The organism is Streptomyces sp. NPDC015346 (genome assembly GCF_043078785.1).
Classification (GTDB): Bacteria; Actinomycetota; Actinomycetes; order Streptomycetales; family Streptomycetaceae; genus Streptomyces.
The window spans coordinates 16,423-42,185 of record NZ_JBIBTW010000009.1; the positions used below are offsets into that span (position 1 = coordinate 16,423).

The following is a 25,763-nucleotide window of genomic DNA, read 5'->3' on the forward strand; positions in this document are numbered from 1 at the left end:
CGCTGCCATACGTACGTATTTCGGAGTGTCGAGCGGTCCTGGGTCGGCGGCGAGTGCATCGTGTTTCACGTGAAACATCGCTCACTGCTGCAGGGGATCATCAGCCGCGGCCGTGCGGCTGCCACGCCCCGGGACCGCAAGCCCCCCGTGAAGCCCCCCGCAAGGGTGAGGGGGTTGTCCACAGAGGTGGATTCGTCCACAGAACCAGGGGCCTCGCTGGTTCACGACCCCGAAAGCATGGCAGGCTCTCTTCATCGCGAGCCTGAAGCCGAGGAGAGTGAATCCTTGCGGTCCGACGCCAACATCGCGGGACCGATGACCGATCCGGTCCCCGGTCCCCGAACCGAATCGGTGGGGGAGGATGTTTCACGTGAAACACCGCCCCCGATGGACGACACCCCCATTGGTCGTGCTGCCCAGCTGGCAGTAGAGGCACTGGGGCGTGCCGGCGAGGGTCTTCCTCGGCCTGCCCAGACGCGCATCATGGTGGTCGCCAACCAGAAGGGCGGAGTGGGCAAGACGACCACGACGGTCAACCTTGCCGCTTCTCTGGCGCTCCACGGCGCCAGGGTCCTGGTCATCGACCTCGACCCCCAGGGAAACGCCTCAACCGCGCTGGGGATCGACCATCACGCCGAAGTCCCCTCGATCTATGACGTCCTGGTGGAGAGCAAGCCGCTCTCCGACGTGGTGCAGCCTGTGCAGGACGTCGAAGGCCTCTTCTGCGCCCCCGCGACCATCGATCTCGCCGGTGCGGAGATCGAGCTGGTGTCGCTGGTGGCGCGGGAGAGCCGACTGCAGCGCGCGATCCAGGCGTACGAGCAGCCGCTGGATTACATCCTGATCGACTGCCCGCCGTCGCTCGGTCTGCTGACGGTCAATGCCATGGTGGCAGGGGCCGAGGTGCTGATCCCGATCCAGTGCGAGTACTACGCGCTGGAGGGACTGGGTCAGCTCCTGCGGAACGTCGACCTGGTGCGTGGGCACCTCAACCCCACGCTTCACGTCTCGACGATCCTGCTCACCATGTACGACGGTCGGACCAGGCTCGCCTCTCAGGTGGCCGACGAAGTGCGCAGCCACTTCGGCAAGGAGGTGCTGCGGACGAGCATCCCGCGATCCGTACGCATCTCGGAGGCGCCGAGCTACGGGCAGACCGTGCTCACCTACGACCCGGGCTCCAGTGGCTCGCTGTCGTATCTCGAAGCGGCTCGTGAGATCGCGCTGCGCGGCGTCGGCATCCACTACGACCCGCAGCATGCCCGAGTGGGCCACCAGAACAGCCAGCAGAACATGTCGGAGGGGATCCAGTGAGTGAGCGACGTAGGGGTTTGGGGCGTGGGCTCGGTGCGCTGATCCCCGCTGCTCCCCAGGAGCGGCAGGCGCCGGCTGTCGGTGTGGGGGCGGGTTCCGCCTCCCCCGGCGCCGTACCGGGGCTCTCGGCGGAGCGAGGGGTGGCCGCCGCCAAGGTGGCGACCCTCCCCCAGAGCCCGCAGTCTCCGGACGCGGCGATGCCGATGGAGCCGGTGCGCGAGACAGAGTCGGCCATGGAGCAGGAGTCCCCTGCCGGGGCCCACTTCGCCGAGCTGCCGCTTGACTTCATCACGCCCAATCCGCGGCAGCCGCGTGAGGTCTTCGACGAGGACGCCCTGGCGGAGCTGATCACCTCCATCAAGGAGGTCGGTCTGCTGCAGCCCGTCGTCGTCAGGCAGCTGGGCACCGAGCGCTACGAGCTCATCATGGGCGAGCGCCGGTGGAGGGCCTGCCGTGAGGCCGGTCTGGAGCGCATCCCCGCCATCGTTCGTGCCACGGACGACGACAAGCTTCTGCTGGACGCCCTGCTGGAGAACCTCCACCGAGCGCAGCTGAACCCGCTGGAAGAAGCCGCCGCCTACGACCAGCTGCTCAAGGACTTCAACTGCACACATGACCAGCTGGCTGACCGAATCGGGCGCTCGCGCCCCCAGGTCTCCAACACGCTGCGCCTGCTGCGTCTCTCCCCGCCGGTTCAGCGTCGGGTGGCTGCCGGAGTCCTCTCGGCCGGCCACGCCCGCGCCCTGCTCTCCGTGGACGACCCGGAGACGCAGGACAAACTGGCGTACCGGATCGTGGCCGAGGGGCTGTCGGTCCGTGCGGTCGAGGAGATCGTGACGTTGATGGGCTCGGAGCCCACGACCACGGCCAAGCCCAAGGGGCCGCGGGCCGGCGGGCGGGTGTCGCCGGCGCTGACGGACCTGGCGTCACGGCTCTCGGACCGTTTCGAGACGCGGGTGAAGGTCGACCTGGGCCAGAAGAAGGGCAAGATCGTCGTCGAGTTCGCCTCGATAGAGGATCTGGACCGGATTCTCTCGACCCTGGCTCCCGGCGAGGGGCGTGTCCTGGACCAGAGCAACGCGGAGCAGAGCGAGCAAACCGACGAGGACTGAGCTCCTCCGTATCGCTGAGGGCGGGCCGTGCACCGGTGAAGACCGGAACACGGTCCGCCCTTTGCCTGTGTGCGGTATCGCCCTGATCGTCCCCTGGATACGATTCCAGGAAGGCGTATCCATGCTGCGACGGTCAAGGGAAGCGAGGAACAGCCGTGGGGCGTCGGCTCGTGCCGCTCACTCTGGACAACCTTCCGGACCTTCCCAAGCGGTGTCGCTCCTGCGTCTTCTGGGAGCTCGACCCCGTCAGCGGAGAGGCCGCCGTGAAAGCGGGCCGACCAGAGCTGGAGAAGGAAGCCTGGATCTCCGCCGTGTTGTTGGAGTGGGGTTCCTGCGGGCGGGTCGTCTACGTGGACGAGGTTCCCGTCGGCTTCGTCCTGTACGCGCCCCCCGCGTATGTCCCGCGGTCTATGGCCTTTCCCACGAGTCCCGTCTCCGCCGACGCGGTGCAGCTCATGACGGCCTGGATCATGCCGGGCTATCAGGGGCAGGGGCTCGGGCGGACGATGGTGCAGACGGTGGCCAAGGATCTGCTGCGGCGGGGCTTCAAGGCGATCGAAGCCTTCGGTGATGCCCGCTGGAAGGAACCGGCGTGTGTGCTGCCGGCGGACCACCTTCTGGCGGTGGGCTTCAAGACCGTACGGCCGCATCCCGCGCATCCCCGGCTGAGGTTGGAGCTCAGGACGACGCTCTCCTGGAAGGAAGACGTCGAACTCGCCCTGGACCGGCTTCTCGGAGCCGTCCAGAAGGAACCGGCGCTGCGGCCTCTGTAGCCCGCCCACGCGCGTTTCGCACGTACGGTACGACAACGGCCCGCCCCTCGAAGGGGACGGGCCGTTCGTGTTTCACGTGAAACAGAGGCGTCAGGCCTTGGTGGCGTCGACGAAGCCCTCGAGGTCGCGGAGGATCGCGGCCTTCGGCTTCGCGCCGACGATGGTCTTCACGACCTCGCCGTTCTGGTAGACGTTCAGCGTCGGGATCGACATGACGCCGTACTTCGCGGCCGTGGCCGGGTTCTGGTCGATGTTGAGCTTCACGATCTCGATCTCGTCGTGCTCGGCGGCGATGGCCTCCAGCGACGGGGCGATCTGGCGGCACGGGCCGCACCACTCGGCCCAGAAGTCCACCAGGACGGGCTTGCCGCTCTTGAGAACGTCCTCTTCGAAAGAAGCGTCGGTCACGGTCTTCAGGGCCACAGCGGCCTCCTTAACTTCGCGGGGTGTGGGGTGGGGACAGCCGATGGGTCAGACCGCGGGGGTCTTCTCCGGCTCGGCGAGCTTGTCGCTGTCGGCGAGGGCGGCCAGGAAGCGCTCCGCGTCGAGTGCGGAGGAGCAGCCCGTTCCGGCAGCGGTGATCGCCTGGCGGTAGGTGTGGTCGACGACGTCACCGGCTCCGAAGACGCCGGGGATGTTCGTCCGCGTCGACGGGGCGTCGACCTTGAGGTAACCCTCCTCGTCCAGCTCCAGCTGGCCCTTGAAGAGCTCCGTGCGCGGGTCGTGGCCCACGGCGATGAAGAGACCGGTCACCGGCAGTTCGCTGGTCTCGCCCGTCTTGGTGTTCCGCAGCGTCAGACCGGAGAGCTTCTGGTCGCCGTGGATCTCGGCGACCTCGCTGTCCCAGGCGAACTTGATCTTCGGGTCGGCGAAGGCACGCTCCTGCATCGCCTTGGAGGCGCGCAGGGTGTCACGGCGGTGGACGATGGTGACGGACTTGGCGAAGCGGGAGAGGAACGTGGCCTCCTCCATCGCGGTGTCGCCGCCGCCGACGACGGCGATGTCCTGGTCCTTGAAGAAGAACCCGTCGCAGGTGGCGCACCAGGAGACACCGCGGCCGGAGAGCGCGTCCTCGTTGGGCAGGCCGAGCTTGCGGTGCTGGGAGCCGGTCGTGACGATGACGGCCTTCGCACGGTGCACGGTGCCGGCGGTGTCCGTGACGGTCTTGATGTCGCCCGTCAGGTCCACGGCGACGACGTCGTCCGGGACCAGCTCGGCGCCGAAGCGCTCCGCCTGGGCGCGCATGTTGTCCATCAGGTCCGGGCCCATGATGCCGTCACGGAAGCCGGGGAAGTTCTCCACGTCGGTGGTGTTCATCAGGGCGCCACCAGCGGTGACGGCTCCCTCGAAGACCAGCGGCTTCAGCGACGCACGTGCTGTGTAGAGCGCAGCGGTGTAACCCGCGGGCCCCGAGCCGATGATGATCACGTTACGGACGTCGCTCACGGGTTTCTTCCTCGTCTCTGCAGACTGCCTACTGCCTACGGGGCGATCGGTCGGTGACTCTCACCCCACCCAACGGATCCTAAGGGGCGAGCATTCCCGAGTCCGCCGCGCACCACGGCGGCCACGTCAGGAGCGAGGGTAGGACTCCGTGAGCAGGACCTCGGCCTTGCCCTTCCCGCCCGTCTCCGCACAGGAGGCGTCCATCACATAGGCCTGCACCCGAGAGCCGTCGGTGGCATGGGGCAGCACGAGGAGGTAGGCCGCTGTCCCCTGGTACTCCCCCTTCTGGAAGGCGAGCACCGTCTCGGTGCGGCCGGTGCCCGCCGTGACGCAGCTCGGCGCCGACTCGGCCGTCCCGCGCATGGGGGTGTCCCCGCCCTCGGCAGACATCGACTCAGGGGTCGTGGCCTTGGGGGCCCTGACGCTGTCCTCCCGGTGCAGGAGTTCCTGGACCCGGGCTTCGACCGGCGTGCCGCTGAAGTGTCCCGGCGAGGCGGAGCTGGCGGCCGTGTCGCTCTTGGTGTTGCCGGATTCGCCACTGAGGGTCTGAAGGCCACCCTGGACGAAGAAGAGGCTCATGCCCAGGGCCGCGGCTCCGAAGGCCGCGCCGAGCGCCGCGATGCGGCGGCGTCGCGCCCTGCCGGGTCGGCCGGGGCCCGTGGCGGCCCGGGGGCGTCCGGAGGGGCGGTCGACGGCAGGCGACGGGGAAGACGACAGAGGCGGCTCGGACCGGGTGCTCGCTGTTTCACGTGAAACATCGGTGCTGACGTCCGGCGTGGTGGCGTCGAGCAGCGCTTCGGCGGCCAGGGCGGCGTCGATCCGGCCGACGATCTCGGCGGGCATCCGCGGCGGGCCGGGGAGGGTCCCCAGCAGCCCGCGGATCTCCTCCAGGGAGGTCCTTACCTCGGCGCACAGGGAGCAGCCCTCGATGTGCTTGCGTACGGCCGCGGTGCGGGACGGCGGGAGCAGCCCCTCGGTGAGGTCGGAGATCTCCGTGACGTCCGGGTGCTGTGTCGTGTCGGCCATGCCGGTCGTGGAACTCACGCGCGCCCACCTCCGCCCTTCACAGCAGCCGGGCCGTTCGGACCGGTATTCGATGACCCCGACACCGGTGGGACGGATGTCCCCGGCGTCCGGTTCCTTCCCCCGCCGAGGCCTTCGTTACCCACCGTGTCGGCGCGCAGATGAGTGAGCAGCGGCAGCAGTCGGGCCCGGCCGCGCGCGCAGCGGCTCTTCACGGTTCCGGTGGGTACGTCCAGGATGCGGGCCGCCTCGGCGACGGGGTAGCCCTGCATGTCGACGAGGACGAGCGCCGCGCGCTGTTCCTTGGGAAGGGTGGCGAGGGCGGCCAGCAGCTCACGGTGGAGGTCCTGCCGCTCGGCGGGGGCCTCGGCGGACTCCGCCGGCTCGAGGAGCTGCTCGAAGCGTGCGGTGTCGTCGACGGGGGCGGTCTTGCGGGAGGCGGTCTTGCGGGCCCGGTCGAGACAGGCGTTGACCGTGATGCGGTGGAGCCAGGTCGTGACGGCCGACTGGCCACGGAAGGTGTGGGCGGCCCGGAAGGCCGAGACGAGGGCGTCCTGGACGGCGTCGGCGGCCTCCTCGCGGTCCCCCAGGGTCCGCAGAGCCACCGCCCACAGCCGATCGCGGTGGCGCCGTACGAGCTCACCGAAGGCCTGGGGATCACCGGCGACGTGCCGCGTCAGCAGTTCCTGGTCGCTGGTGCCGTCGCCTATGGATTCGTCCAACGGTGAGCCCCCTCCCGAGGTGCCGTCAGCTGGTGATCTTGATGTCCGAGATCTTGCCGCGGTAGCCGCCCGCGCTGCTGGGCAGCTCGGTCAGCCAGACGAGAACGTAGCGCGTCTTCACCGGCGTGGCCGGGGCGAGGGTCACGTGCGTTCCCGATTGCGCGGCCAGGGTGGTGAAGTCGCCGGGCGACGAGGGCTGGGACGAGACGCTCTCCCCCGCTGCCCGCAGTTGCACCGAGGTGGTGCCCTCGAACGTGACCTCCACCTTGCCGACCTGCTGGACCGTGCCGAGATCCAGGACGATTCCCACGCCCTCCTTCAGCCTGCCGAAGTTCGGGTAGCCGTAGTAGTTGGACGTCTGCCACGACGTGGACGGGTCGCCGTCGTAGGCCTTCCCTATCTCCGAGGGGGTTTCGGAACCGTCGCCGAGCGGGTCGAAGTCGTGCGCCTCGACGATCGTGACCGGCTTGCCCGTAGCCTGTCCCTTCTTGTCCTCGACATCCTGCGGCTGGGTGTTCTTGGGAGTCTCGGTCCCCTTGTTCTGGTCGAGCAACCGGTCCGCGACCTGCCAGCTCCCCAGTCCGAGTGCCGCGATGAGCAGTGCCGAGACGGCCCACTTCAGGATCCTGCCGGTACGGCTCTCCAGTGGGGCCGGGGGCGGCGCCAGCGGTTGGAGGACGGTGACCCCGGGACGCTGCTGGGGCCGGCCGTACGTGCCCTGCTGGTAGGTGGTGCGCTGGTACTCGGGCGGGGTGGGGAACTCCGGCTCCGGCGGGCGGATGCGGGGCATCGCCGCCACGGCCTTGGCGAGCTCGTCCGGGGTCGTGCACGGCGGTTCCTGGCGCGAGGCGGTCGCCCCGTCGTTGGCCAGGGCGCGCATGGCGATCTCGGACAGGCCGCGGTGGACTCCGGCCCTCACCTGGTCGGGAGGGAGCAGCCCGACGCCCTTGGGGAGTCCGGAGAGCCCGTAGGCGTCGCTGTCGTAGGGCCAGCGCTGCGTCAGCGCCGCGTACAGCAGGGCGCCGATCGCCTCGGTGTCGGTGCGCTGCGGGCGCTCCGCGCTGATGCCCCGCAGCGCGGCGTTCACGGCGAGGCCGCGGATCCGGTACTGGCCGGTGGAGCTGCGCAGTACGGCGCTCGGTGTGAGGCGCAGGTGGGCGAGGCCTTCACGGTGGGCGGCGGCCATGGCCTGGGAGACCTGGCTGACCAGCTGGTAGGCGTCGTGCGGCTCCAGCGGTCCCGCAGCGAGCAGCGCGGTCAACTCGACGGAGTCGGGAAGCCACTCGTGCACCACGTACACGAGGTCGTTCTCCTCGACGGCGTCGAGGACCTGGACGAAACGGGGGTCGCCGAGCAGCGCCGCGGAGCGGGCAGCGGCGAGGACCGAACGGGCCCGGGGGTGGTCGGCCGGCAGGAGGTGAACGCCGACGGCGCGACGCAGTTTCTCGTCGACGGCACGCCAGCTGCTGAAACCGTCCAGACGAGTGACGCACTCCTCGAGCCGGTAGCGCCTGGCCAGTTTGTGCCCGCTGTGCAGTTCGGGAGTCTCGATGGAGGGCTGTTCGCCGTTCTGCCGGTCGCCGGCCTTGTTGTCTGCGTCGTCGGCGGACTTCTCCGCCGTGTCCTGCGCTTCCGCCACCCCGTCGGTCGCGGCCTTGTCCGCCTTGGCGGTCAGCGGGTCGTCACCGCTGTTGTCGGCCACGTCGACGGCAGCCGTGCTACGTTCCGCCACCGTCGTTCCTGCCTCCCCATCCGTTGCACCGCATCCCACAGCCAAGCCAATTGTGCCCACAGTCGGCCGCTATGCACGACACGCGGTTGCCGACGATGGTTGTGCGGGACCGGCTTCTTACCGTCCCAGGCGTCCACGGACCATACCCACCATGGAGTTCAGCTCTTCGATCCGCATCCGCTTGGCGGCCACGAAGAAGACTCCGAGGAGCACGACGCCGCCCACGAGCAGGGCTACGAGCGAGCCGAGAGCACCTTCGCCGAGCGCCTTCAGGAGCCCGAATCCCACCGCACCGGCGACGATCGCGGCGGGCAGCGACGCCAGGCAGAGGCGGGCGTAGGTCCGCATGACATGGGCGCCGTCCAGGTCGCCACCCAGCCGGTTGCGCAGGCGACGCCAGGCGACGCCGACACCGACCGCGTACGCCAGTCCGTACGATCCGGCCATGCCGACGACGGCCCACTGGGCGGGAAGCAGGAAGTAACAGGCGGCCGAGGCGGCCGCGTTGACCGCGGCGACGATGACCGTGTTGTAGAAGGGCGTCCGGGTGTCCTCGTAGGCGTAGAAGCCGCGGAGGACGACGTACTGGACCGAGTACGGAATCAGGCCGAGGCCGAAGGCCATCAGGATGAAGCCCATGCCCTGGGCGGCCTCGATGCCGCTGGAGGCGTAGAGCAGGGTGCACATCGGGACGCCGAGGGCCAGGAACGCGAAGGCGACAGGGACGATCGCGACGGCCGAGTTCCGCAGCCCCTGCGAGATGTCGTCCCGGACGGTGCTGGGGTCGTCGTCGTGGGCCGCGCGGGAGAGGCGGGGCAGCAGCGCCGCCATGACCGAGACGGTGATGATCGCCTGCGGCATGCCCCAGATCAGCTGGGCGTTGGAGTACGCCAGGAAGCCGGCACCGTCCTTGCCGGACTCCTCACCGGCCGCGGTGGCGAGCTGGGTGACGACCAGCACGCCCGCCTGGTTGGCCAGGACGAACAGCACGGTCCACTTGGCGAGTTTGACCGTCTTGCCGAGCCCGTGGCCCTTCCAGTCGAAGCGTGGGCGGAAGCGGAAGCCCGCCTCGCGGAGGTAGGGAATCATCGCCAGGGCCTGGACGACCAGGCCGAGCAGGGTGCCGACGCCGAGCAGGCGGATGCCCTCGTCCGGAATGGTCTGCACACCCATGTGGGACTCGGCGGAGGTGCCGTAGACCCAGATGAACAGGCCGAACGTGACGATCATGACGATGTTGTTGAGAACGGGCGTCCACATCATCGCGCCGAACCTGCCCCGGGCGTTGAGGATCTGACCCATCACCACATGCACGCCCATGAAGAAGATCGTGGGCAGGCAGAAGCGTGCGAAGGTCACGGCGACGCTGTTGGCCGCGGCGTCGTCGGCGATGGTGTTCGACATCAGCCGGATCAGGAGCGGGGCCGCGAAGACGGCGGCCACCACGATCAGACCGAGCGCCACCATGACCAGAGTCAGCAGACGGTTGGCGTACGCCTCGCCGCCGTCCTCGTCGTTCTTCATCGAGCGGACCAGCTGCGGCACGAAGACCGAGTTGAGTCCACCGCCGACCGTGAGGATGTAGATCATCGTCGGCAGCGTGTACGCGACGGTGAACGTGTCGCCGAGCAGTGCGGCGCCGAGCGCGCCGGTGATGAAGAGGCTGCGGACGAAGCCGGTGAGACGCGAGACCAGGGTGCCGGCCGCCATCACCGCGCTGGACTTCAGCAGCCCGGAGGCACGGCCTGACTTCTTCGGGGCGGGGGCGGGCATCGGATCGGGCTCCGGAGCGGGCGAGGGCACCTGGCCGGGGGTCTGCTGGTCCCGGTAGAGGTGAGCGAAGGCGTCCGGCTCGGGCTGCTCGTCGCCGGCCCGGGTCACCAGGTCGTCCACGCCGGTGAACTGGACCGTGCGGGCGTCGTCGCCGTAGGGGAGGTGGCGGGAGGGCCCGTCCGGCTCCGGGGGCGGGGTCTGCGCCCAGACCCGCGGGTCCGGGGCGTGCTGAGGCGCCGGGGGCTGTTGGTAGAGCGGCTGCGGCTCCTGGTAGGTGCCCGGAGGGGGCGGGGGGTGCGCGGCGCGGTCGTAGAGCGCCTCGCTCACGGGGTCCTGCGCGGACAGGTCCCGGGCCCGGTAGGGATCGTGCGTGTAGGCGTCCTGGACATAGGGGTCCTGGGCGTACTGGTTCTGGGCGTACGGGTCCGAGGCGGGCTGCTGCGGCGGGGGAGCCGGCGCCTGGCCGGATCCCGGGGGCGCCGCGGGCGTTCCACCGGACGGCTCGCCGCCGCCCACGCCCTGGCCGCGGTCACCGTCGTACGGCGCGTTCATGGTTACCCCACCTCATCGTCCCCGGCCGACCGGCCACGACATCGCTCAACGGTCCACTTTCTCACCCGGGCCCGACGGGGCGCCGCTTTCGGGACCGGTGTCCGGCGTCGGGTCACTCGGCTGCTCGGGATCGTCGTCCTGTGTGTCCTCGGCCTCGCCGCGCTCGGAGTCCTCGGGGCCCTCTGCCCCGTCGTCCTCCGCGGCCTCGGCCTCGGCGTTTCGGGCGGCCGCCCGCTTGCGCTGGGTGTACATCCGCGCGCCCGCGAGGACGAGCAGCAGGACACCACCGGCGAGGACGAGCATCACGGTCGGAGTGATCTCCGAGACCTTCACGGTGAAGGTCATCGGCTGCCCGTACGGTGTGCCGTCCTCGGTGAAGAGCTGGGCCGTCATCGGCACCGGCCCGTTGGCGTTGGCCGAGGCGGTGAACTTCACGGACTGGCTGTGCCCGGCACTGATCCTGACCGGCAGCTCGGCGATCGGGTCACCGCCGTTGAGGTTCAGGCGTGTCTTGTTGCCCGAGGTCAGCCGCAGCACCAGGTGGTCCACGCCCTGCAGCAGCTTGTTCTGCACGGTGACCGGGATGGTCGCGCTGCGACCGGAGAGCATGAGATCCGACTTCTCGATCAGCCGGACCTCTTCGGTCAGGGCCCGCAGATAGTCGAGCACCTCGATCCGGTACAGCGAGGCGGAGGGGGCCTGGCCACGCCACGATGTGGACATCTCACGGCTGATCGCGGTACCGAAGGGAGTCACCACGCGGTCGGCCTGGGTCAGGATGACCTTGAAGTCGTCGAGTTCCTCGCGGGTGTCCTTCATGTCCCGGAAGGCCTGGACCGGCAGCTCCTGCCGGCGCAGCGCCTGCGGATAGCGGGCGGCGCCGGGCACCGAGGTGGACGCGTCCGGGTCCGGCTTCACCGCCGCCGCCGCGATCAGGTCGAGGGGCTCGGTCCACCGTTGCGCCGACAGACCCCGCAGGGCGCTCGCCATGGTCTGCGCCTGGGCCGTCGTGGGCATCCGCTGGGGCGCGACGACGACGCTGCGCTGCTGATCGGGCTGTTCCAGGGTGACCGCGAGCGACTGGGCGAGGAATTCCTGGACCGCGAGGGTCGCGCTCCCGGTGCGGACCAGGTCTCCCTCGAACGCCGTCGACAGGTAGGCGTCGCTGACGACGGCGGTGGTGCCACCGCCGATGGGACGCGCGGCCGTGGGCGTGTACGGAAGGGCGTCACGGAAGCTGTCGCTGCGGGCGATCACCTTGTGGGCGCCGGCCGAGGTCGCGACATCCATGATCGAGGGGTCGACGGCTCCCTCGACGGGCCAGGAGAAGTCGGTGGACGGCTTCACGTGGAGGATGGTCTCCACGGTCGTCGCGGCCAGCTCCGTGGCGGGCTGGAGATGGCTCAGCGATCCGGGGACGTCCTTGCCGCGGTGTGCGAGCGAGGCGATGTCGGGGTCGGCGAACGGGAGGGCGACGATCTTGCGGTCGACCACCGCCTTCTCCAGCGAATCCAGCCAGCGCTTGGCGACAGCCTGGTTCGTGCCCGGCACGGTGGTCGTGCCGCTCTTGACCTGGTAGCTCCTGGTCATGGCCTCGACCGTGGCCAGCAGGTCCGGATCGATCACCCAGGTGACGGGGAGCTCCTTGCCGAGCGTGACCATGTGGTCGAGCCGTCCGCCGGGTGCGATCTCCGCGGCCAGGTCGTCGTTCTCGAAGACGGGCGTCCGTTGGTCGTCCGTGCCGGTCTGCGCGGAGACCCGGGCGGAGGAGATCAGCGGCCAGAGGTAGGTGAGCTGGGTCTTCTTCTCCGTGGCCTCGGGCTGGTAGGGCAGGAAGGTCCGCTCGATGCCCAGGACCCGGTCGCCGGGCTGTGCGGTGGTCCGGCCCGAAAGAGAGACGCCCAGCTGGTAGACGCCCGCGTCGTCGAGCCCGAGCTTGGCGACGGGCAGGGAGAGGATGAACTCCGTGCTGAGGCCGGCGGCCAGTCGGGGGATCTTGACCGTGTAGGTGCCGCCGAGGGGCGCCGGATCGCTTCCCTGACGGAAACCGGTCCGGCCCGAGACCTGCTCGATCTGACTCCGGCTGGTCATGCGGGGGCCGACCCTGAGGTCCACCCGGGCGTCGGTGACGGTCTGGCTGCTCTTGTTGGTCAGGGTCCCGGAGACGGTGAGCGTGTCGCCCTCCACCGGGGCGCTCGGCGAGAGCGTGTCGAGAGACACATCGACGGTTCGTGATCCGGCGGGCTCCTCCGCGGCGGAAGCCGTGGAGGCCACCGGCAGCTGCAGGAGTCCGGCGAGCAGCGGTGCTCCGGCGAGCAGAGCCGCCGTGCGCCGCAGCCATCGGCGGGCAGGTGAGGGAACGGTCCCCTGGATGTCTGCCGCCTCGGCCACGCGTTCGCCGTCCTCGTCGTATCAGTGGTGTCGGTGGTTCCCGGTTGCTGTGTCCACGCATGGTAACGAGGCACGCCGTGGCCAAGTGCCGGGGACTGCTCCAGCTGATGGGAGCGGACCGGTCACCCGCCGGAAATCGAGGACGTCGCCGGGGGCCGGGGCACGTACCCTTTTCTGTTGTGCCGAACGCCAACGAAGACACCCCGACTGCACTGAGCCAGGTGCAACGCCGCGCGGTCAGCGAACTGCTGCGCGTGTCCCCTGTCGCCGACGACCTCGCCGTCCGTTTCCAGGAGGCAGGGTTCAGCCTCGCGCTGGTGGGCGGCTCGGTACGGGACGCGCTGCTCGGCCGGCTCGGCAACGACCTCGACTTCACGACCGACGCCCGGCCCGAGGACGTACTGAAGATCGTCCGCCCCTGGGCCGACGCCGTCTGGGAGGTCGGAATCGCCTTCGGCACGGTCGGCTGCCAGAAGAGCGGCTACCAGATCGAGGTGACGACGTACCGGTCCGAGGCGTACGACCGGACCTCGCGCAAGCCGGAGGTCTCCTACGGCGACTCCATCGAGCAAGACCTCGTCCGGCGCGACTTCACCGTCAACGCCATGGCCGTGGCGCTCCCGGAGAAGGAGTTCGTCGACCCGCACGGCGGTCTCGACGATCTCGCCGCCCGTGTTCTGCGCACCCCCGGCACCCCGGAGGAGTCTTTCTCCGACGATCCGCTGCGCATGATGCGCGCGGCGCGCTTCGCCGCGCAGCTCGACTTCGAGGTCGCTCCCGAGGTCGTCACTGCCATGACGGAGATGGCCGGCCGTCTGGAGATCGTCTCCGCCGAACGGATCCGTGACGAGCTCAACAAGCTCGTGCTCTCGGCCCACCCCCGAAAGGGCCTCGGTCTGCTCGTGGACACGGGCCTGGCCGAGCACGTCCTCCCCGAGCTGCCGGGGCTGCGGCTGGAGAGCGACGAACATCACCGGCACAAGGATGTCTACGAGCACTCCCTGACGGTGCTGGACCAGGCGATCGACCTGGAGGAGGACGGGCCGGATCTCGTGCTGCGGCTCGCCGCCCTCCTGCACGACATCGGCAAGCCGCGGACCCGCCGTTTCGAGAAGGACGGCCGGGTCTCCTTCCACCACCACGAGGTGGTCGGCGCCAAGATGACCAAGAAGCGCATGACGGCGCTCAAGTACTCCAACGAGATGATCAAGGACGTCTCGCGCCTGGTGGAGTTGCACCTCCGCTTCCACGGGTACGGGACCGGCGAATGGACCGACTCCGCGGTGCGGCGCTATGTCCGCGACGCCGGCCCTCTGCTCTCGCGCCTGCACAAGCTGACCCGCTCGGACTGCACCACGCGGAACAAGCGGAAGGCTGGTGCCCTCTCCCGTGCCTATGACGGGCTGGAGGAGCGGATCGCGCAGCTCCAGGAGCAGGAAGAGCTGGACGCGATCCGCCCCGACCTGGACGGCAACGAGATCCAGGAGGTCCTCGGCATCCGGCCCGGTCCGGCCGTCGGGCAGGCGTACAAGTTCCTGCTCGAGCTGCGCCTGGAGAACGGGCCGATGGAGCGGGAAGCCGCCGTCGCGGCGCTCAAGGAGTGGTGGGCGGCTCAGCAGTGAGCCGGACAGGTCGATGTTCCACGTGAAACATCGACTGGCCGGAGCGGGAGAGGGGTGATGTTTCACGTGAAACATCACCCCTCGTCGCGTGAACGGGTCAGCGCGAGCGACACCGAGGCGTACAGCACGGCGACCATCACGACGAGCGGGACGGAGCGACCGTCCGGGGGCAGCATCAACGCCGCCACCCCGGCCGCGCCGACGAAAGCGACGTTGAAGAGCACGTCGTAGAGCGAGAAGATCCGGCCCCGGTAGGCGTCGTCCACCGACGTCTGGACCACCGTGTCCGTCGCGATCTTCGAGCCCTGGGTGATGAGCCCGAGCAGGAACGCGGCGACCAGGATGGGAGCCTCCCTGAACGACAGCGTCAGCGTGAGCTCCAGAACCGCGGCCGCTCCCGCGCACAAGGCCATCCAGCGGAGAGGGCCGAATGTGCCGATCGTCCAGGGCGAGATCACGGCGGCCGCGAAGAAGCCGGCGCCCGAGATTCCGACAGCGAGGCCCAGTAGCGCCAGTCCTTCCGACTCCGTGGAGCTCCATGCGTAGCGGCAGAGCATCAGCACGGTGACCGTCAGGGCTCCGTAGCAGAAGCGCATCAGGGTCATCGCGGCCAGCGCCCGGGCGGCGGGCCGCCGCTCGGCCAGATGGCCCAGCCCCTCCCTGAGGCCGCGAGCCGTCGAGGCCAGCGCGGCGCCCAGCCGCGGCTGGACCATGCCGGGATCCGGGCCGAGGAGCTCCCGGGACATGCGCAAAGAGGCGAGGGCGGAGCAGAGGTAGAGGAGCGCCCCCAGCACGACCACCGCGGCGTCGGAGTCGGCGGAGAGCAGCCGTACCCCGAAGGCGAGTCCGCCGCCCAGGGTCGCGGCCAGGGTGCCCGCGGTCGGCGAGAGGGAGTTGGCCACGACCAGCCGCTCGGTGTCGACGACCCGGGGCAGGGAGGCGGAGAGGCCGGCGAGGACGAAGCGGTTGACGGCCGTGACGGAGAGGGCCGACACGTAGAACAGCCAGTCCGGAACAGAGGCCAGCATCAGTGCGGCCGTGCCGCAGGCGAGGAGAGCCCGCAGCAGGTTTCCGTAGAGGAAGACCTGGCGCCGCTGCCAGCGGTCAAGGAGAACGCCGGCGAAGGGGCCGACGAGGGAGTACGGGAGCAGCAGCACCGCCATGGCGGACGCGATGGCCGCAGGAGAGGTCTCCTTCTCGGGGGAGAAGACGACGTACGTGGCCAGTGCGACCTGATAGGCCCCATCCGCGCACTGCGAGAGCAGGCGGACGGCGAGCAGGCGGCGGAAGTTCGTCAGGCGCAGGAGTACGCGCAGATCACGTACGACGGGCATGGCAGCAAGACTCACATACGAAGAGGGCCCCCGGGCGTCAGACCGGGGACCCTCCATCGACGAGCCGGATCAGGCGCCTTAGCGCTCGACCTCACCCTTGATGAACTTCTCGACGTTGGCGTAGGCCTCGTCGTCGAAGTACTGCACCGGCGGGGACTTCATGAAGTACGAGGACGCGGAGAGGATCGGGCCACCGATGCCCCGGTCCTTGGCGATCTTCGCGGCGCGCAGGGCGTCGATGATGACACCGGCGGAGTTCGGGGAGTCCCACACCTCGAGCTTGTACTCAAGGTTCAGCGGAACGTCACCGAAGGCGCGACCCTCGAGGCGGACGTAGGCCCACTTGCGGTCGTCGAGCCAGGCCACGTAGTCCGACGGACCGATGTGGACGTTCTTCTCGCCCATGTCGCGGTCGGGGATCTGCGAGGTGACGGCCTGGGTCTTCGAGATCTTCTTCGACTCGAGGCGGTCGCGCTCGAGCATGTTCTTGAAGTCCATGTTGCCGCCGACGTTCAGCTGCATGGTGCGCTCGAGGCGGACACCGCGGTCCTCGAACAGCTTCGCCATCACGCGGTGCGTGATGGTGGCGCCGACCTGGGACTTGATGTCGTCACCGACGATCGGGACACCGGCCTCGGTGAACTTGTCCGCCCACTCCTTGGTGCCTGCGATGAAGACCGGGAGAGCGTTGACGAACGCGACCTTGGCGTCGATGGCGCACTGCGCGTAGAACTTCGCGGCATCCTCGGATCCCACGGGCAGGTAGCAGACGAGCACGTCGACCTGCTGGTCCTTGAGGACCTGGACGACGTCGACCGGAGCCTCGGCGGACTCCTCGATGGTCATGCGGTAGTACTTGCCGAGCCCGTCGAGGGTGTGGCCACGCTGCACCGTGACGCCCTTGTTCGGGACGTCGCAGATCTTGATGGTGTTGTTCTCGCTGGCGCCGATCGCGTCCGAGAGGTCGAGGCCGACCTTCTTCGCATCGACGTCGAAGGCGGCGACGAACTCGACGTCACCGACGTGGTAGTCGCCGAACTGGACGTGCATCAGGCCGGGCACCTTGGACGCCGGGTCGGCGTCCTTGTAGTACTCGACGCCCTGCACCAGCGAGGCGGCGCAGTTGCCCACGCCGACGATGGCTACGCGAACCGAACCCATTTCCGGTTGCTCCCTGTTTGATCGTGGAATCCCCGAGGTGCGGGGATTCACTTGGCGGTGTCGTCGGACGGATCCGGCCGGGTACTGCCCCCGTGCCGGGGCAGGCCGCCCGTTTCTCCAGAATCGTTGTCCTGCTGAGCGGCGCCCTCGGGGGCGTCGGGGCCGGATCGTTGATCCCGCCCCGCCCGCTCGCTCTCGATGAGCTCGTTCAGCCAGCGCACTTCGCGCTCCACGGACTCCATTCCGTGGCGCTGCAGCTCAAGCGTGTAGTCGTCGAGGCGCTCGCGCGTACGGACCAGAGAGGCGCGCATCTTCTCCAGACGTTCCTCCAGCCGGCTGCGGCGGCCTTCCAGTACCCGCATCCGCACCTCGCGCTCGGTCTGACCGAAGAAGGCGAAGCGGGCCGCGAAGTGTTCGTCCTCCCAGGTGTCCGGGCCGGTGTGGGAGAGGAGCTCTTCGAAGTGCTCCTTACCTTCCGCCGTCAACCGGTAGACGATCTTGGCGCGGCGCCCTGCGAGTGAAGCGGCGAGAGCGTCCTCAGGGGCGCTGCCCGGCTCTTCGATCAACCAGCCGTTTGCGACCAGCGTCTTGAGGCAGGGGTAGAGGGTCCCGTAGCTGAAGGCCCGGAAGATCCCCAGCGAGGTGTTGAGCCGCTTCCGCAGCTCGTACCCGTGCATCGGGGCTTCGCGGAGCAGGCCGAGGACGGCGAACTCAAGGATTCCGGAGCGCCTGCTCATCCGTCGCCTCCTCCACCCTCGGGTCCCTTATGCCGTACTGATGTATCGACTCGATACATCTCGACGATAGAACGGTCGTCCTCCTGCGACAAGTGGGACCGCAGTGACCGGCGTCACATCGTCAATTCACAGCGATCGACTTGCCTGATTTGGGGTGAACTTCGTCCCTAGGTGGGTTTTGGCCGTGCGTAGTCTGTGCGGCATGCAGACCACCGGGAACCGAGCGACGCCGCAGGGCGTCAGTGCTGCGGGTGACCGGCTGCGGTACGGAAGGGCCTCCCATGGGGCCCGTCCGTGCGCATTTCGGGGGGACCGGAACTCAACTGCCGCTTCCAGGCGCACGCGCCTGCCCGAGGAGTAGTCGTTCGATGAGCGAGCACCGTCGCAAGATGCCGCAGTCGCAGCCGCCCAGTGGCGGCCGCGCGGCGGCCAGGCGCGCCGCCCAGCAGCCCATGGGCCGCAGGTCGGCCGAGGCCCGGGATGTCAGTACGGGGTCCCCTTCCTCCGGATACGGAGAGGAGCGGCCCTACGGCGGTCGGGCGGAGGCCCGCCGTGCCGCGCAGCGGGGAGGCGGCCGCAGGCGCGCCCCCGACGGCGGCGCGGGCGGTCACGGTGGTCACGGCGGTGGCCGCCGTGGTGGCGGGGGCGGCGGACAGGGCGGCCCGGGGCGCGGCCGTGGTGGTGGTCGCCCGCCGGGCAGGAAGAGGCTGATCGACTACCCGCGGTACGACAAGTACGGCTGGCGTCGCTGGATGCCCTCCTGGAAGCTTGTCACCGGGCTGTGCCTGGCGTTCTTCGGCAGCCTGATGGGTGCGGCGACGCTCGCGTACGCGTGGGTGGAGGTCCCGAACGAGGACCTGGCCGCCAAGGCGCAGAACAACGTCTACTACTGGGCCGACGGCACGCAGATGGCGGCGACCGGTGGTGAGGTCAACCGCCAGATCGTCGGCCTCGACAAGATCCCCAAGCACATGCAGAACGCTGTGGTGTCGGCGGAGAACAAGACCTTCTGGGAGGACTCCGGCATCGACCCCATGGGCATCGGCCGGGCCGTGTGGAACATGGCCAAGGGCGGGGAGACCCAGGGTGGCTCGACGATCACCCAGCAGTACGTGAAGAACAACCGGCTCGCCGACCAGTCGCAGACGCTGACCCGAAAGGTGAAGGAGCTCTTCATCTCGATACGGGTCGGCAGTGAGCTGGACAAGCCCGTCATCATGGCGGGCTACCTGAACACCGCGTACTACGGTCGCGGTGCCTACGGCATTCAGGCCGCGGCTCGGACGTACTTCGGCAAGGACTCCGACAAGCTCAACGTCAGCGAGTCCGCCTTCCTCGCCTCGCTGCTCAAGGGCGCGACGTACTACGACCCGGCCGGCTCCCCCGAGATCGACCCGAAGGCGACGGCCGAGGCGAACAGGGAGCGCGCCACCCTGCGGTGGAAGTGGATCCTCGACGAGATGGTCAAGGACGGCCACCTCCAGCCCGAGGAGCGGGCGAAGTACCCGACGTTCCCCAAGGTGCAGCCGCCGAAGAAGAACGCCCAGCTGACCGGCCAGATCGGCTATCTGGTGAGCACGGCCAAGGCCAACTTCATCAACAACTCGAACGTCAGCGAGGAGGACCTCGCCCAGGGCGGTTACCGCATCTACACGACCTTCGACAAGAAGAAGGTCACCGCGCTCGAGAACTCGGTCAAGAAGATCTACGACGAGTACATCGACCCCAAGAAGCGGCCGAAGACGGACACCCACGTCCAGTTCGGTGGTGCCTCGGTCGATCCCAAGACGGGCGCCATCGTCGCCATCTACGGCGGCACCGACGCCACCAAGCACTTCACCAACAACGCCGACCAGACCGGTGCGCAGGTCGGATCGACCTTCAAGCCGTTCGTGCTGGCCGCGGCGATGGAGTACGGCGTACGGAATCCCCGGGATCCCTCCGACCGCAGGATCGTCGACCCCGACAAGAGCCGCTACTCCGGCAAGAACAAGCTGAAGATCAGGAACTACGACGGCACGATCTGGCACGACGAGAACGGCGACGAGTGGGAGCAGGTCAACGACGACGACGCCAGCTACGGCCCCATGAGCCTGCGCGAAGCCATGATCCGCTCGGCGAACTCGCCCTACGTCCAGCTCGGCATGGACATCGGCATCGACAAGGTCCGTGAGACGGCCGTCAAGGCCGGTCTGCGCGAGAGCTCCCTGGTGAAGGCGAACGTGCCGTCGTTCTCCCTCGGTATCTCCGACCCGAGCGCGATCCGGATGGCCGGTGCCTACGCGACGTTCGCGAACAACGGTGAGCGGAACGAGCCGTACTCCGTGACGAAGGTCGACTCGAAGGCCGGGGTCGTCTACGAGCACAAGGCGAAGGGCGAGCGGGCCTTCTCCTCGGCCATCGCCAGCAACGTCACCGACGTCCTGCGGGACGTCGTCGAGCACCCGAAGGGCACCGGCCGGAAGGCCGCCATCCCGGGTCGGGACGTGGCCGGCAAGACCGGTACGACCGACGGCAACAACTCCGCGTGGTTCGTGGGGTACACCCCGCAGCTCTCGACGGCGATCGACATGTACCGCTTCGACGACAACGCGAACAACACGAAGCGCAAGTTCGAGTCCATGTTCGGCACGGGTAACCAGCCCAAGATCCACGGCTCGTCGTTCCCCTCGCGGATCTGGAACGACTACATGACCGACGCGCTCGAGGGCATGAAGGTCGAGTCCTTCCCGGAGCCGGAGGAGCTCGACGCAGAGACGGTCTGGGGCGGTGGCCTCACCAGCCCCACGCCGACTCCTTCGCCGACTCCCTCGCAGACCCCGTCCGCCACCCCGTCGCAGACCCCGTCCGCGACGCCCAGCAAGACGCCGGACCCGGGCAAGACCTGTGACGTGTGGAACTGGCCGTGCGAGGAGAACGGCGGGCAGGACGGCGGGGCCAACTCCGGCAACGACAACGGTGGGACGTCCGACGGCGGTGTGACCGGTACGCCGACCGCACCGACACCGACCGGCACGGACGACAGCAGTAGTAGTAGCGGTGGCAAACCCAACGGGGGAACCACCGGCTGGCTCGACGGAGGCTGATCCGCCTGCCGGGCGACGCCGTCCGGTACGGCTCTGAGGGCCGCCGTGTCCGACACGTACATCGAGGTACGTGGCTGGGTGCGGCGGCCCTCACCGTTTCCCGGGACGTACGGCAGGATGTCCCCCATGCCGAGCCTCCAGAAGACGAGTCCGCCCCAGGGCCGGCCGCAGGTCTCACCGGTGGTGTGCCCCACGCACCAGGACGAGATCGCCGCGGCGGGCAGCGAACTGATCGGCGGGCCGTTCGGCCGCCGGGCGCTGACCGGCGGCAGCGCTCTCACCCCGGTGCGGGTGATCGCACTGGTGGCCATCGGGATGTTTGCGCTCGGCATGGTGCAGAAGCTTCCCTGTTACAACTGGGCCTGGTTCCGGGGCACCACCTCCCAGTACACGCACGCCTGCTACTCCGACATCCCGCATCTCTTCATCGGGCGCGGGTTCGCCGAAGGCCTGGTCCCGTACTTCGACCGACTCGGCGGCGACATAGAGTTTCTGGAGTACCCGGTCCTGACCGGCCTGTTCATGCAGCTCGCGGCCTGGCTCACGCCCGACGGCGCGGACATGATGCACCGCGAGCAGACCTACTGGATGATCAACGCGGGCATGCTGATGGTCTGCGCCGCCGTCATGGCCGTCTGTGTGGCCCGTACCCACCGCCGTCGGCCCTGGGACGGTCTCCTCGTCGCGCTGGCGCCGGCCTTCGCCCTCACCGCCACGGTCAACTGGGACCTGCTGGCCGTCGCACTGACCGCCGCCGCCGTGCTGATGTGGTCACGCGGCCGGTTCCTCGCCTTCGGCATCCTGATCGGCCTCGCGACCGCGGCCAAGTTCTATCCGCTCCTGCTCCTGGGCCCCTTGCTGCTGCTGTGCTGGCGGGCATGGAAGTGGCGGGAGTTCTCGGTGGCGCTGCTCGGCGCCGGCGGGGCGTGGCTCGCCGTGAACCTTCCGGTCATGCTCCTCGCGCCCGAGGGGTGGAAGCAGTTCTACCTCTTCAGCACGGAACGGAACATCGACTTCGGCTCCGTCTGGCTGCTGATCAGCCAGCGCACCGGCGTGTCGATCCCTCCCGGCACGGCGAACACCTTCGCCATCCTGCTGATGCTGCTGGCCTGCGCCGGAATAGCGGCCCTGACGCTGACGGCACCACGCCGGCCCCGGTTCGTCCAGCTCGCCTTCCTTGTCGTGGCCGCGTTCGTCCTGACCAACAAGGTCTATTCGCCGCAGTACGTGCTCTGGCTGATCCCGCTCGCCGCGCTGGCCAGGCCCCGCTGGCGCGACTTCCTGATCTGGCAGGCGTGCGAGGTCACGTACTTCCTGGGCATCTGGATGTACCTGGCCTTCACGACCAGCGGCGACAAGCAGGGCCTGCCGACGGACGGCTACCACTTCGTCGTCGTCCTGCACGTGCTGGGGACGCTGTACCTGTGCGCGGTGGTCGTACGCGACATCCTGGCGCCCGAGCGGGACGTGGTGCGCCAGGACGGCTCGGACGACCCCTCAGGGGGCGTTCTGGACGGCGCGGAGGACGTCTTCGTCATGGGCAGGGCCGCGCATCCCGCCCGGCACGCGGCAGCGGCTGTGGAGGGCCCTCGGGTGGAGTGGGGCGTTCCGCGGGACTAGGGGGGCTTGACCGTCCTGGCCGGGCCCGAGGGGCCCGGCGGGTCAGCGCTCGACGAGCCGGTCGAACTGGGTCGTGGTGTGGCGCAGATGCGCCACCAGTTCGTCGCCGACCTTCGGCTCCTGGGCGTCGGCCGGGACGAAGAGGATCGACACCTGCATGTGCGGCGGCTCGGCGAACCAGCGCTGCTTGCCGGCCCAGACGAACGGGGAGAGGTTCCGGTTGACGGTCGCGAGGCCGGCGCGGGCCACGCCCTTCGCACGCGGCATCACGCCGTGCATCGCCTTGGGCGCCTCCAGGCCCACGCCGTGCGACGTGCCGCCCGCGACGACCACCAGCCAGCCGTCGGAGGCGGCCTTCTGCTGGCGGTAGCCGAAGCGGTCGCCCTTGGCGACACGGGTGACGTCCAGGACGGCGCCCCGGTACTGGGTGGCCTCGTGGTCGCCCAGCCACAGCCGGGTTCCGATGCGGGCGCGGAACCGGGTCTGCGGGAACTGCTGCTGGAGGCGGGCCTGCTCCTCGGCGCGCAGATGGCTCACGAACATGGTGTGCAGCGGCAGCCTGGCGGCGCGCAGCCGGTCCATCCAGCCGATGACCTCCTCGACCGCGTCCGTGCCGTCCGTGCGGTCGAGGGGCAGGTGGAGGGCGAAGCCCTCGAGCCGTACGTCCTCGATGGCGGCGTGCAGCCGGCCCAGGTCCTCCTCGAGGATGCCGTGGCGCTTCATCGAGCTCATGCACTCGATGACCACACGGGCGCCCACCAGGGCGTGCACGCCGTCCACGGAGGAGACCGAGCGGATCACCCGGTCCGGCAGCGGCACCGGCTCCTCGCCCCGCCGGAACGGGGTGAGGACGAGCAGATCGCCGCCGAACCAGTCCTTGATCTTCGCGGCCTCGTACGTGGTGCCGACGGCGAGCATGTCCGAGCCGAACCGTGCCGCCTCGTCCGCCAGGCGCTCATGGCCGAAGCCGTAGCCATTGCCCTTGCAGACCGGGATGAGACCGGGGAACTGGTCGATCACGGTCTTCTGGTGCGCTCGCCAACGAGCGGTGTCGACGTAGAGGGAGAGCGCCATGGCCGGCCCGGAACCTTTCTGGTGGCTGCGGTGTATCAAAGGTATGTACGACACCAACGAGATTACGTACGAGACTACGCAACCGTCGGCGGGACCGTCAGCGGCGCGACATGTAGATGTCCAGCGCCTTGTGCAGGAGCTTGTTGAGCGGGAAGTCCCACTCTCCGACGTACTCCACGGCCTCGCCGCCCGTGCCCACCTTGAACTGGATCAGTCCGAAGAGGTGGTCGGTCTCGTCGAGCGAGTCCGAGATGCCCCGCAGGTCGTAGACCGTCGCGCCCATCGCGTAGGCGTCGCGCAGCATCCGCCACTGCATCGCGTTCGAGGGCCGGACCTCGCGGCCGATGTTGTCGGAGGCTCCGTAGGAGTACCAGACGTGTCCGCCGACCACGAGCATGGTGGCCGCGGAGAGGTTCACCCCGTTGTGGCGGGCGAAGTACAGCCGCATGCGGTTGGGGTCCTCGTTGTTGAGGACGGTCCACATGCGCTGGAAGTACGAGAGCGGGCGCGGCCGGAAGTGGTCGCGGACGGCCGTGATCTCGTACAGCCGCTGCCACTCGGCGAGGTCTTCGTAGCCGCCCTGGACGACCTCGACGCCGGCCTTCTCGGCCTTCTTGATGTTGCGTCGCCACAGCTGGTTGAAGCCCTTGAGGACGTCGTCCAGCGAGCGGTTCGCCAGCGGCACCTGGAAGACGTAGCGGGGCTGGACGTCGCCGAAGCCGGCGCCGCCGTCCTCGCCCTGCTGCCAGCCCATCTTCCGCAGCCGGTCGGCGACTTCGAAGGCGCGCGGCTCGATGTGCGTGGCCTCGACGTCCTTCAGGCGCTTCACGTCCGGGTCCTGGATACCGGACTTGATGGCGGCGGAATCCCAGCGGCGGATGACCACGGGCGGCCCCATCTTCACGGAGAAGGCGCCCTGCTGCTTGAGATGCGCGAGCATCGGCTGCAGCCATTCGTCGAGGTTGGGGGCGTACCAGTTGATGACCGGCCCCTCGGGGAGGTAGGCCAGGTAGCGCTTGATCTTCGGCAGTTGGCGGTAGAGCACGAGGCCCGCGCCGACCAGTTCGCCGGACTTGTCGAACCAACCCAGGTTCTCCGAGCGCCACTCGGTCTTCACATCAGCCCACGCCGGGACCTGGCAGTGGCTCGCCGAGGACAGGCTCTGGATGTACGCCAGATGCTGTTCTCGGCTAATGGTCCTCAGGGTCAGGCTCATGCGGGGCGCTCCTCGGCAGGTGTGTCCCCATCGGTTCAGGGGCTCCGGCTCTCGCGCCGAAGCCTACTGCGACCGAGGAGCGCCTCGATGGGCCTGTGTGGCCCTTGGCTCGCGGCTAGCCGATCACGCCGCCGAAGAGACCGCCGTGTGCCATGCCGAGGAAGAAGCCCACCCCGGCGGCGCCGAGGCCGACGATCAGAGCGAAGCGTTCCCTGGTCGTGACGGAGATGAACTGCCCGTACGCACCCGTGATGATCCCGACGAGGCCCGCCCAGGAGCTGAGCAGGTGCAGGTTGTGGAACATCGCGGTGATGAAGGCGAGGGCGCCCAGTACGAGCGTCACCCCGACCAGCGTGTCCTGGAGCGGGTGTGGCTTGCCGTCGGTCGCGAGAAGGGAATGTCCGGGGTCGTGTCGCATTGCCTGTGCCATGGGGCACCTCCTGGCGTGGCTGCCGGAAGGCGGCGCATCCTAGCGCCGCCGACATCCGTTGTGTACAGATTGCGTCCCCCCATCACCGGATTTCAACCGGAAGCCGGTGTGCGGGTACTCTGTACGGTCTGCACCGGTGTCTGCCCAGGTCCGTCCCGGACCGACCGTGTCCCTCGCTCGCCGAGGGGGACTGTCAGTGGTGGCGGATACCGTTGTTCACGCATCACGACCCTCCTGCCACGGAACGACCGTGGCCGCTGAGTCCAAAGGAGGTGGGTTCCACATGCGTCACTACGAGGTGATGGTCATCCTCGACCCCGATCTCGAGGAGCGCGCTGTCTCCCCGCTGATCGAGAACTTCCTCTCCGTCGTCCGTGAGGGCAACGGAAAGGTGGAGAAGGTCGACACCTGGGGCCGTCGTCGTCTCGCCTACGAGATCAAGAAGAAGCCCGAGGGCATCTACTCGGTCATCGACCTGCAGGCCGAGCCTGCGGTCGTCAAGGAGCTCGACCGCCAGATGAACCTGAACGAGTCGGTCCTCCGGACCAAGGTCCTCCGTCCCGAGACCCACTGAGCACCTAGCTCAGAGGTCATCGGGTTCGAGTAGCAGTAAGCAGCCAGAAGCAATCCCGCCGAGAGGTTCAC

20 protein-coding genes are annotated in these 25,763 nt (G+C 68.9%); 7 read left to right on the forward strand and 13 right to left on the reverse strand.

The window, feature by feature from the left end:
- Nucleotides 1-237: 237 nt before the first annotated feature.
- From ACF06X_RS28690 to ACF06X_RS28700, 3 genes are all read left to right on the forward strand, one after another.
- Nucleotides 238-1,314, forward strand: a complete 1,077-nt coding sequence (locus ACF06X_RS28690) for a ParA family protein (protein ID WP_392290213.1) — start codon at nucleotides 238-240, stop codon at nucleotides 1,312-1,314.
- Nucleotides 1,311-2,426 carry a ParB/RepB/Spo0J family partition protein gene (locus ACF06X_RS28695; RefSeq protein WP_392290214.1) on the forward strand — a complete coding sequence of 372 codons (1,116 nt, stop codon included), beginning with the start codon at nucleotides 1,311-1,313 and terminating at the stop codon, nucleotides 2,424-2,426. Before ACF06X_RS28690 ends, ACF06X_RS28695 begins: the two co-directional genes overlap by 4 nt.
- Nucleotides 2,427-2,581: 155 nt before the next feature.
- Entirely contained in the window at nucleotides 2,582-3,199 is a 618-nt protein-coding gene (locus ACF06X_RS28700; RefSeq protein WP_392290215.1) for a GNAT family N-acetyltransferase, read from the forward strand.
- Between the two features lie 90 nt (nucleotides 3,200-3,289).
- Here the strand turns inward: ACF06X_RS28700 and trxA are convergent, their stop codons facing one another.
- From trxA to ACF06X_RS28735, 7 genes are all read right to left on the reverse strand, one after another.
- Nucleotides 3,290-3,622, reverse strand: a complete 333-nt coding sequence (gene trxA / locus ACF06X_RS28705; RefSeq protein ID WP_392290216.1) for a thioredoxin — start codon at nucleotides 3,620-3,622, stop codon at nucleotides 3,290-3,292.
- Between the two features lie 48 nt (nucleotides 3,623-3,670).
- Nucleotides 3,671-4,645, reverse strand: a complete 975-nt coding sequence (gene trxB / locus ACF06X_RS28710; RefSeq protein WP_392290217.1) for a thioredoxin-disulfide reductase — start codon at nucleotides 4,643-4,645, stop codon at nucleotides 3,671-3,673.
- 126 nt (nucleotides 4,646-4,771) lie between these two features.
- A complete protein-coding gene (locus ACF06X_RS28715; protein ID WP_392290218.1) occupies nucleotides 4,772-5,689 on the reverse strand; it encodes a hypothetical protein in 918 nt (305 codons plus the stop codon).
- On the reverse strand, nucleotides 5,686-6,390 hold the full coding sequence (gene sigM / locus ACF06X_RS28720) for an RNA polymerase sigma factor SigM (RefSeq protein WP_392290219.1): 705 nt from the start codon (nucleotides 6,388-6,390) through the stop codon (nucleotides 5,686-5,688). Before sigM ends, ACF06X_RS28715 begins: the two co-directional genes overlap by 4 nt.
- Before the next feature lie 25 nt (nucleotides 6,391-6,415).
- Nucleotides 6,416-8,122, reverse strand: coding sequence for a protein kinase family protein (locus tag ACF06X_RS28725; RefSeq protein ID WP_392290220.1), 1,707 nt, complete (start codon nucleotides 8,120-8,122; stop codon nucleotides 6,416-6,418).
- A gap of 117 nt (nucleotides 8,123-8,239) precedes the next feature.
- Complete coding sequence (gene murJ / locus ACF06X_RS28730; RefSeq protein ID WP_392290221.1) at nucleotides 8,240-10,447, reverse strand: murein biosynthesis integral membrane protein MurJ; 2,208 nt, start codon at nucleotides 10,445-10,447, stop codon at nucleotides 8,240-8,242.
- 45 nt (nucleotides 10,448-10,492) lie between these two features.
- Nucleotides 10,493-12,838, reverse strand: a complete 2,346-nt coding sequence (locus tag ACF06X_RS28735) for a DUF6049 family protein (RefSeq protein ID WP_392290222.1) — start codon at nucleotides 12,836-12,838, stop codon at nucleotides 10,493-10,495.
- Nucleotides 12,839-13,017: 179 nt separating this feature from the next.
- Here ACF06X_RS28735 and ACF06X_RS28740 point away from each other — a divergent pair, with 179 nt between their 5' ends.
- Complete coding sequence (locus ACF06X_RS28740) at nucleotides 13,018-14,460, forward strand: CCA tRNA nucleotidyltransferase (protein WP_392290223.1); 1,443 nt, start codon at nucleotides 13,018-13,020, stop codon at nucleotides 14,458-14,460.
- Nucleotides 14,461-14,534: 74 nt separating this feature from the next.
- Here ACF06X_RS28740 and ACF06X_RS28745 read toward each other — a convergent pair whose 3' ends face one another.
- The 3 genes from ACF06X_RS28745 to ACF06X_RS28755 all read right to left on the reverse strand — a co-directional run bounded on the left by ACF06X_RS28745 (nucleotide 14,535) and on the right by ACF06X_RS28755 (nucleotide 17,692).
- Complete coding sequence (locus ACF06X_RS28745; RefSeq protein WP_392290224.1) at nucleotides 14,535-15,794, reverse strand: MFS transporter; 1,260 nt, start codon at nucleotides 15,792-15,794, stop codon at nucleotides 14,535-14,537.
- Between the two features lie 78 nt (nucleotides 15,795-15,872).
- A complete protein-coding gene (locus ACF06X_RS28750) occupies nucleotides 15,873-16,955 on the reverse strand; it encodes an inositol-3-phosphate synthase (RefSeq protein ID WP_392290225.1) in 1,083 nt (360 codons plus the stop codon).
- A gap of 47 nt (nucleotides 16,956-17,002) precedes the next feature.
- Complete coding sequence (locus ACF06X_RS28755; protein ID WP_391139975.1) at nucleotides 17,003-17,692, reverse strand: helix-turn-helix transcriptional regulator; 690 nt, start codon at nucleotides 17,690-17,692, stop codon at nucleotides 17,003-17,005.
- Between the two features lie 368 nt (nucleotides 17,693-18,060).
- Here ACF06X_RS28755 and ACF06X_RS28760 point away from each other — a divergent pair, with 368 nt between their 5' ends.
- Nucleotides 18,061-20,778: a transglycosylase domain-containing protein gene (locus ACF06X_RS28760; protein WP_392290226.1), complete on the forward strand. Its 2,718-nt coding sequence runs from the start codon at nucleotides 18,061-18,063 to the stop codon at nucleotides 20,776-20,778.
- A gap of 126 nt (nucleotides 20,779-20,904) precedes the next feature.
- Entirely contained in the window at nucleotides 20,905-22,398 is a 1,494-nt protein-coding gene (locus ACF06X_RS28765; protein ID WP_392290227.1) for a glycosyltransferase family 87 protein, read from the forward strand.
- Between the two features lie 42 nt (nucleotides 22,399-22,440).
- On the opposite strand, the gene ACF06X_RS28770 is transcribed toward ACF06X_RS28765, so the two are convergent.
- From ACF06X_RS28770 to ACF06X_RS28780, 3 genes are all read right to left on the reverse strand, one after another.
- Nucleotides 22,441-23,472 (reverse strand): alanine racemase, encoded by a 1,032-nt coding sequence (locus ACF06X_RS28770; protein WP_392290228.1) that lies wholly within the window; start codon nucleotides 23,470-23,472, stop codon nucleotides 22,441-22,443.
- A gap of 97 nt (nucleotides 23,473-23,569) precedes the next feature.
- A complete protein-coding gene (locus ACF06X_RS28775) occupies nucleotides 23,570-24,688 on the reverse strand; it encodes a peptidoglycan bridge formation glycyltransferase FemA/FemB family protein (RefSeq protein ID WP_158988576.1) in 1,119 nt (372 codons plus the stop codon).
- 115 nt (nucleotides 24,689-24,803) lie between these two features.
- The gene (locus ACF06X_RS28780) at nucleotides 24,804-25,118 is read right to left on the reverse strand and encodes a hypothetical protein (RefSeq protein ID WP_392290229.1); all 315 of its coding nucleotides are present in this window, start codon (nucleotides 25,116-25,118) and stop codon (nucleotides 24,804-24,806) included.
- Nucleotides 25,119-25,401: 283 nt separating this feature from the next.
- On the opposite strand from ACF06X_RS28780, the gene rpsF reads away from it, so the two are divergent.
- A complete protein-coding gene (rpsF, locus tag ACF06X_RS28785; protein ID WP_004950685.1) occupies nucleotides 25,402-25,692 on the forward strand; it encodes a 30S ribosomal protein S6 in 291 nt (96 codons plus the stop codon).
- The last annotated feature ends 71 nt before the right edge of the window (nucleotides 25,693-25,763 follow it).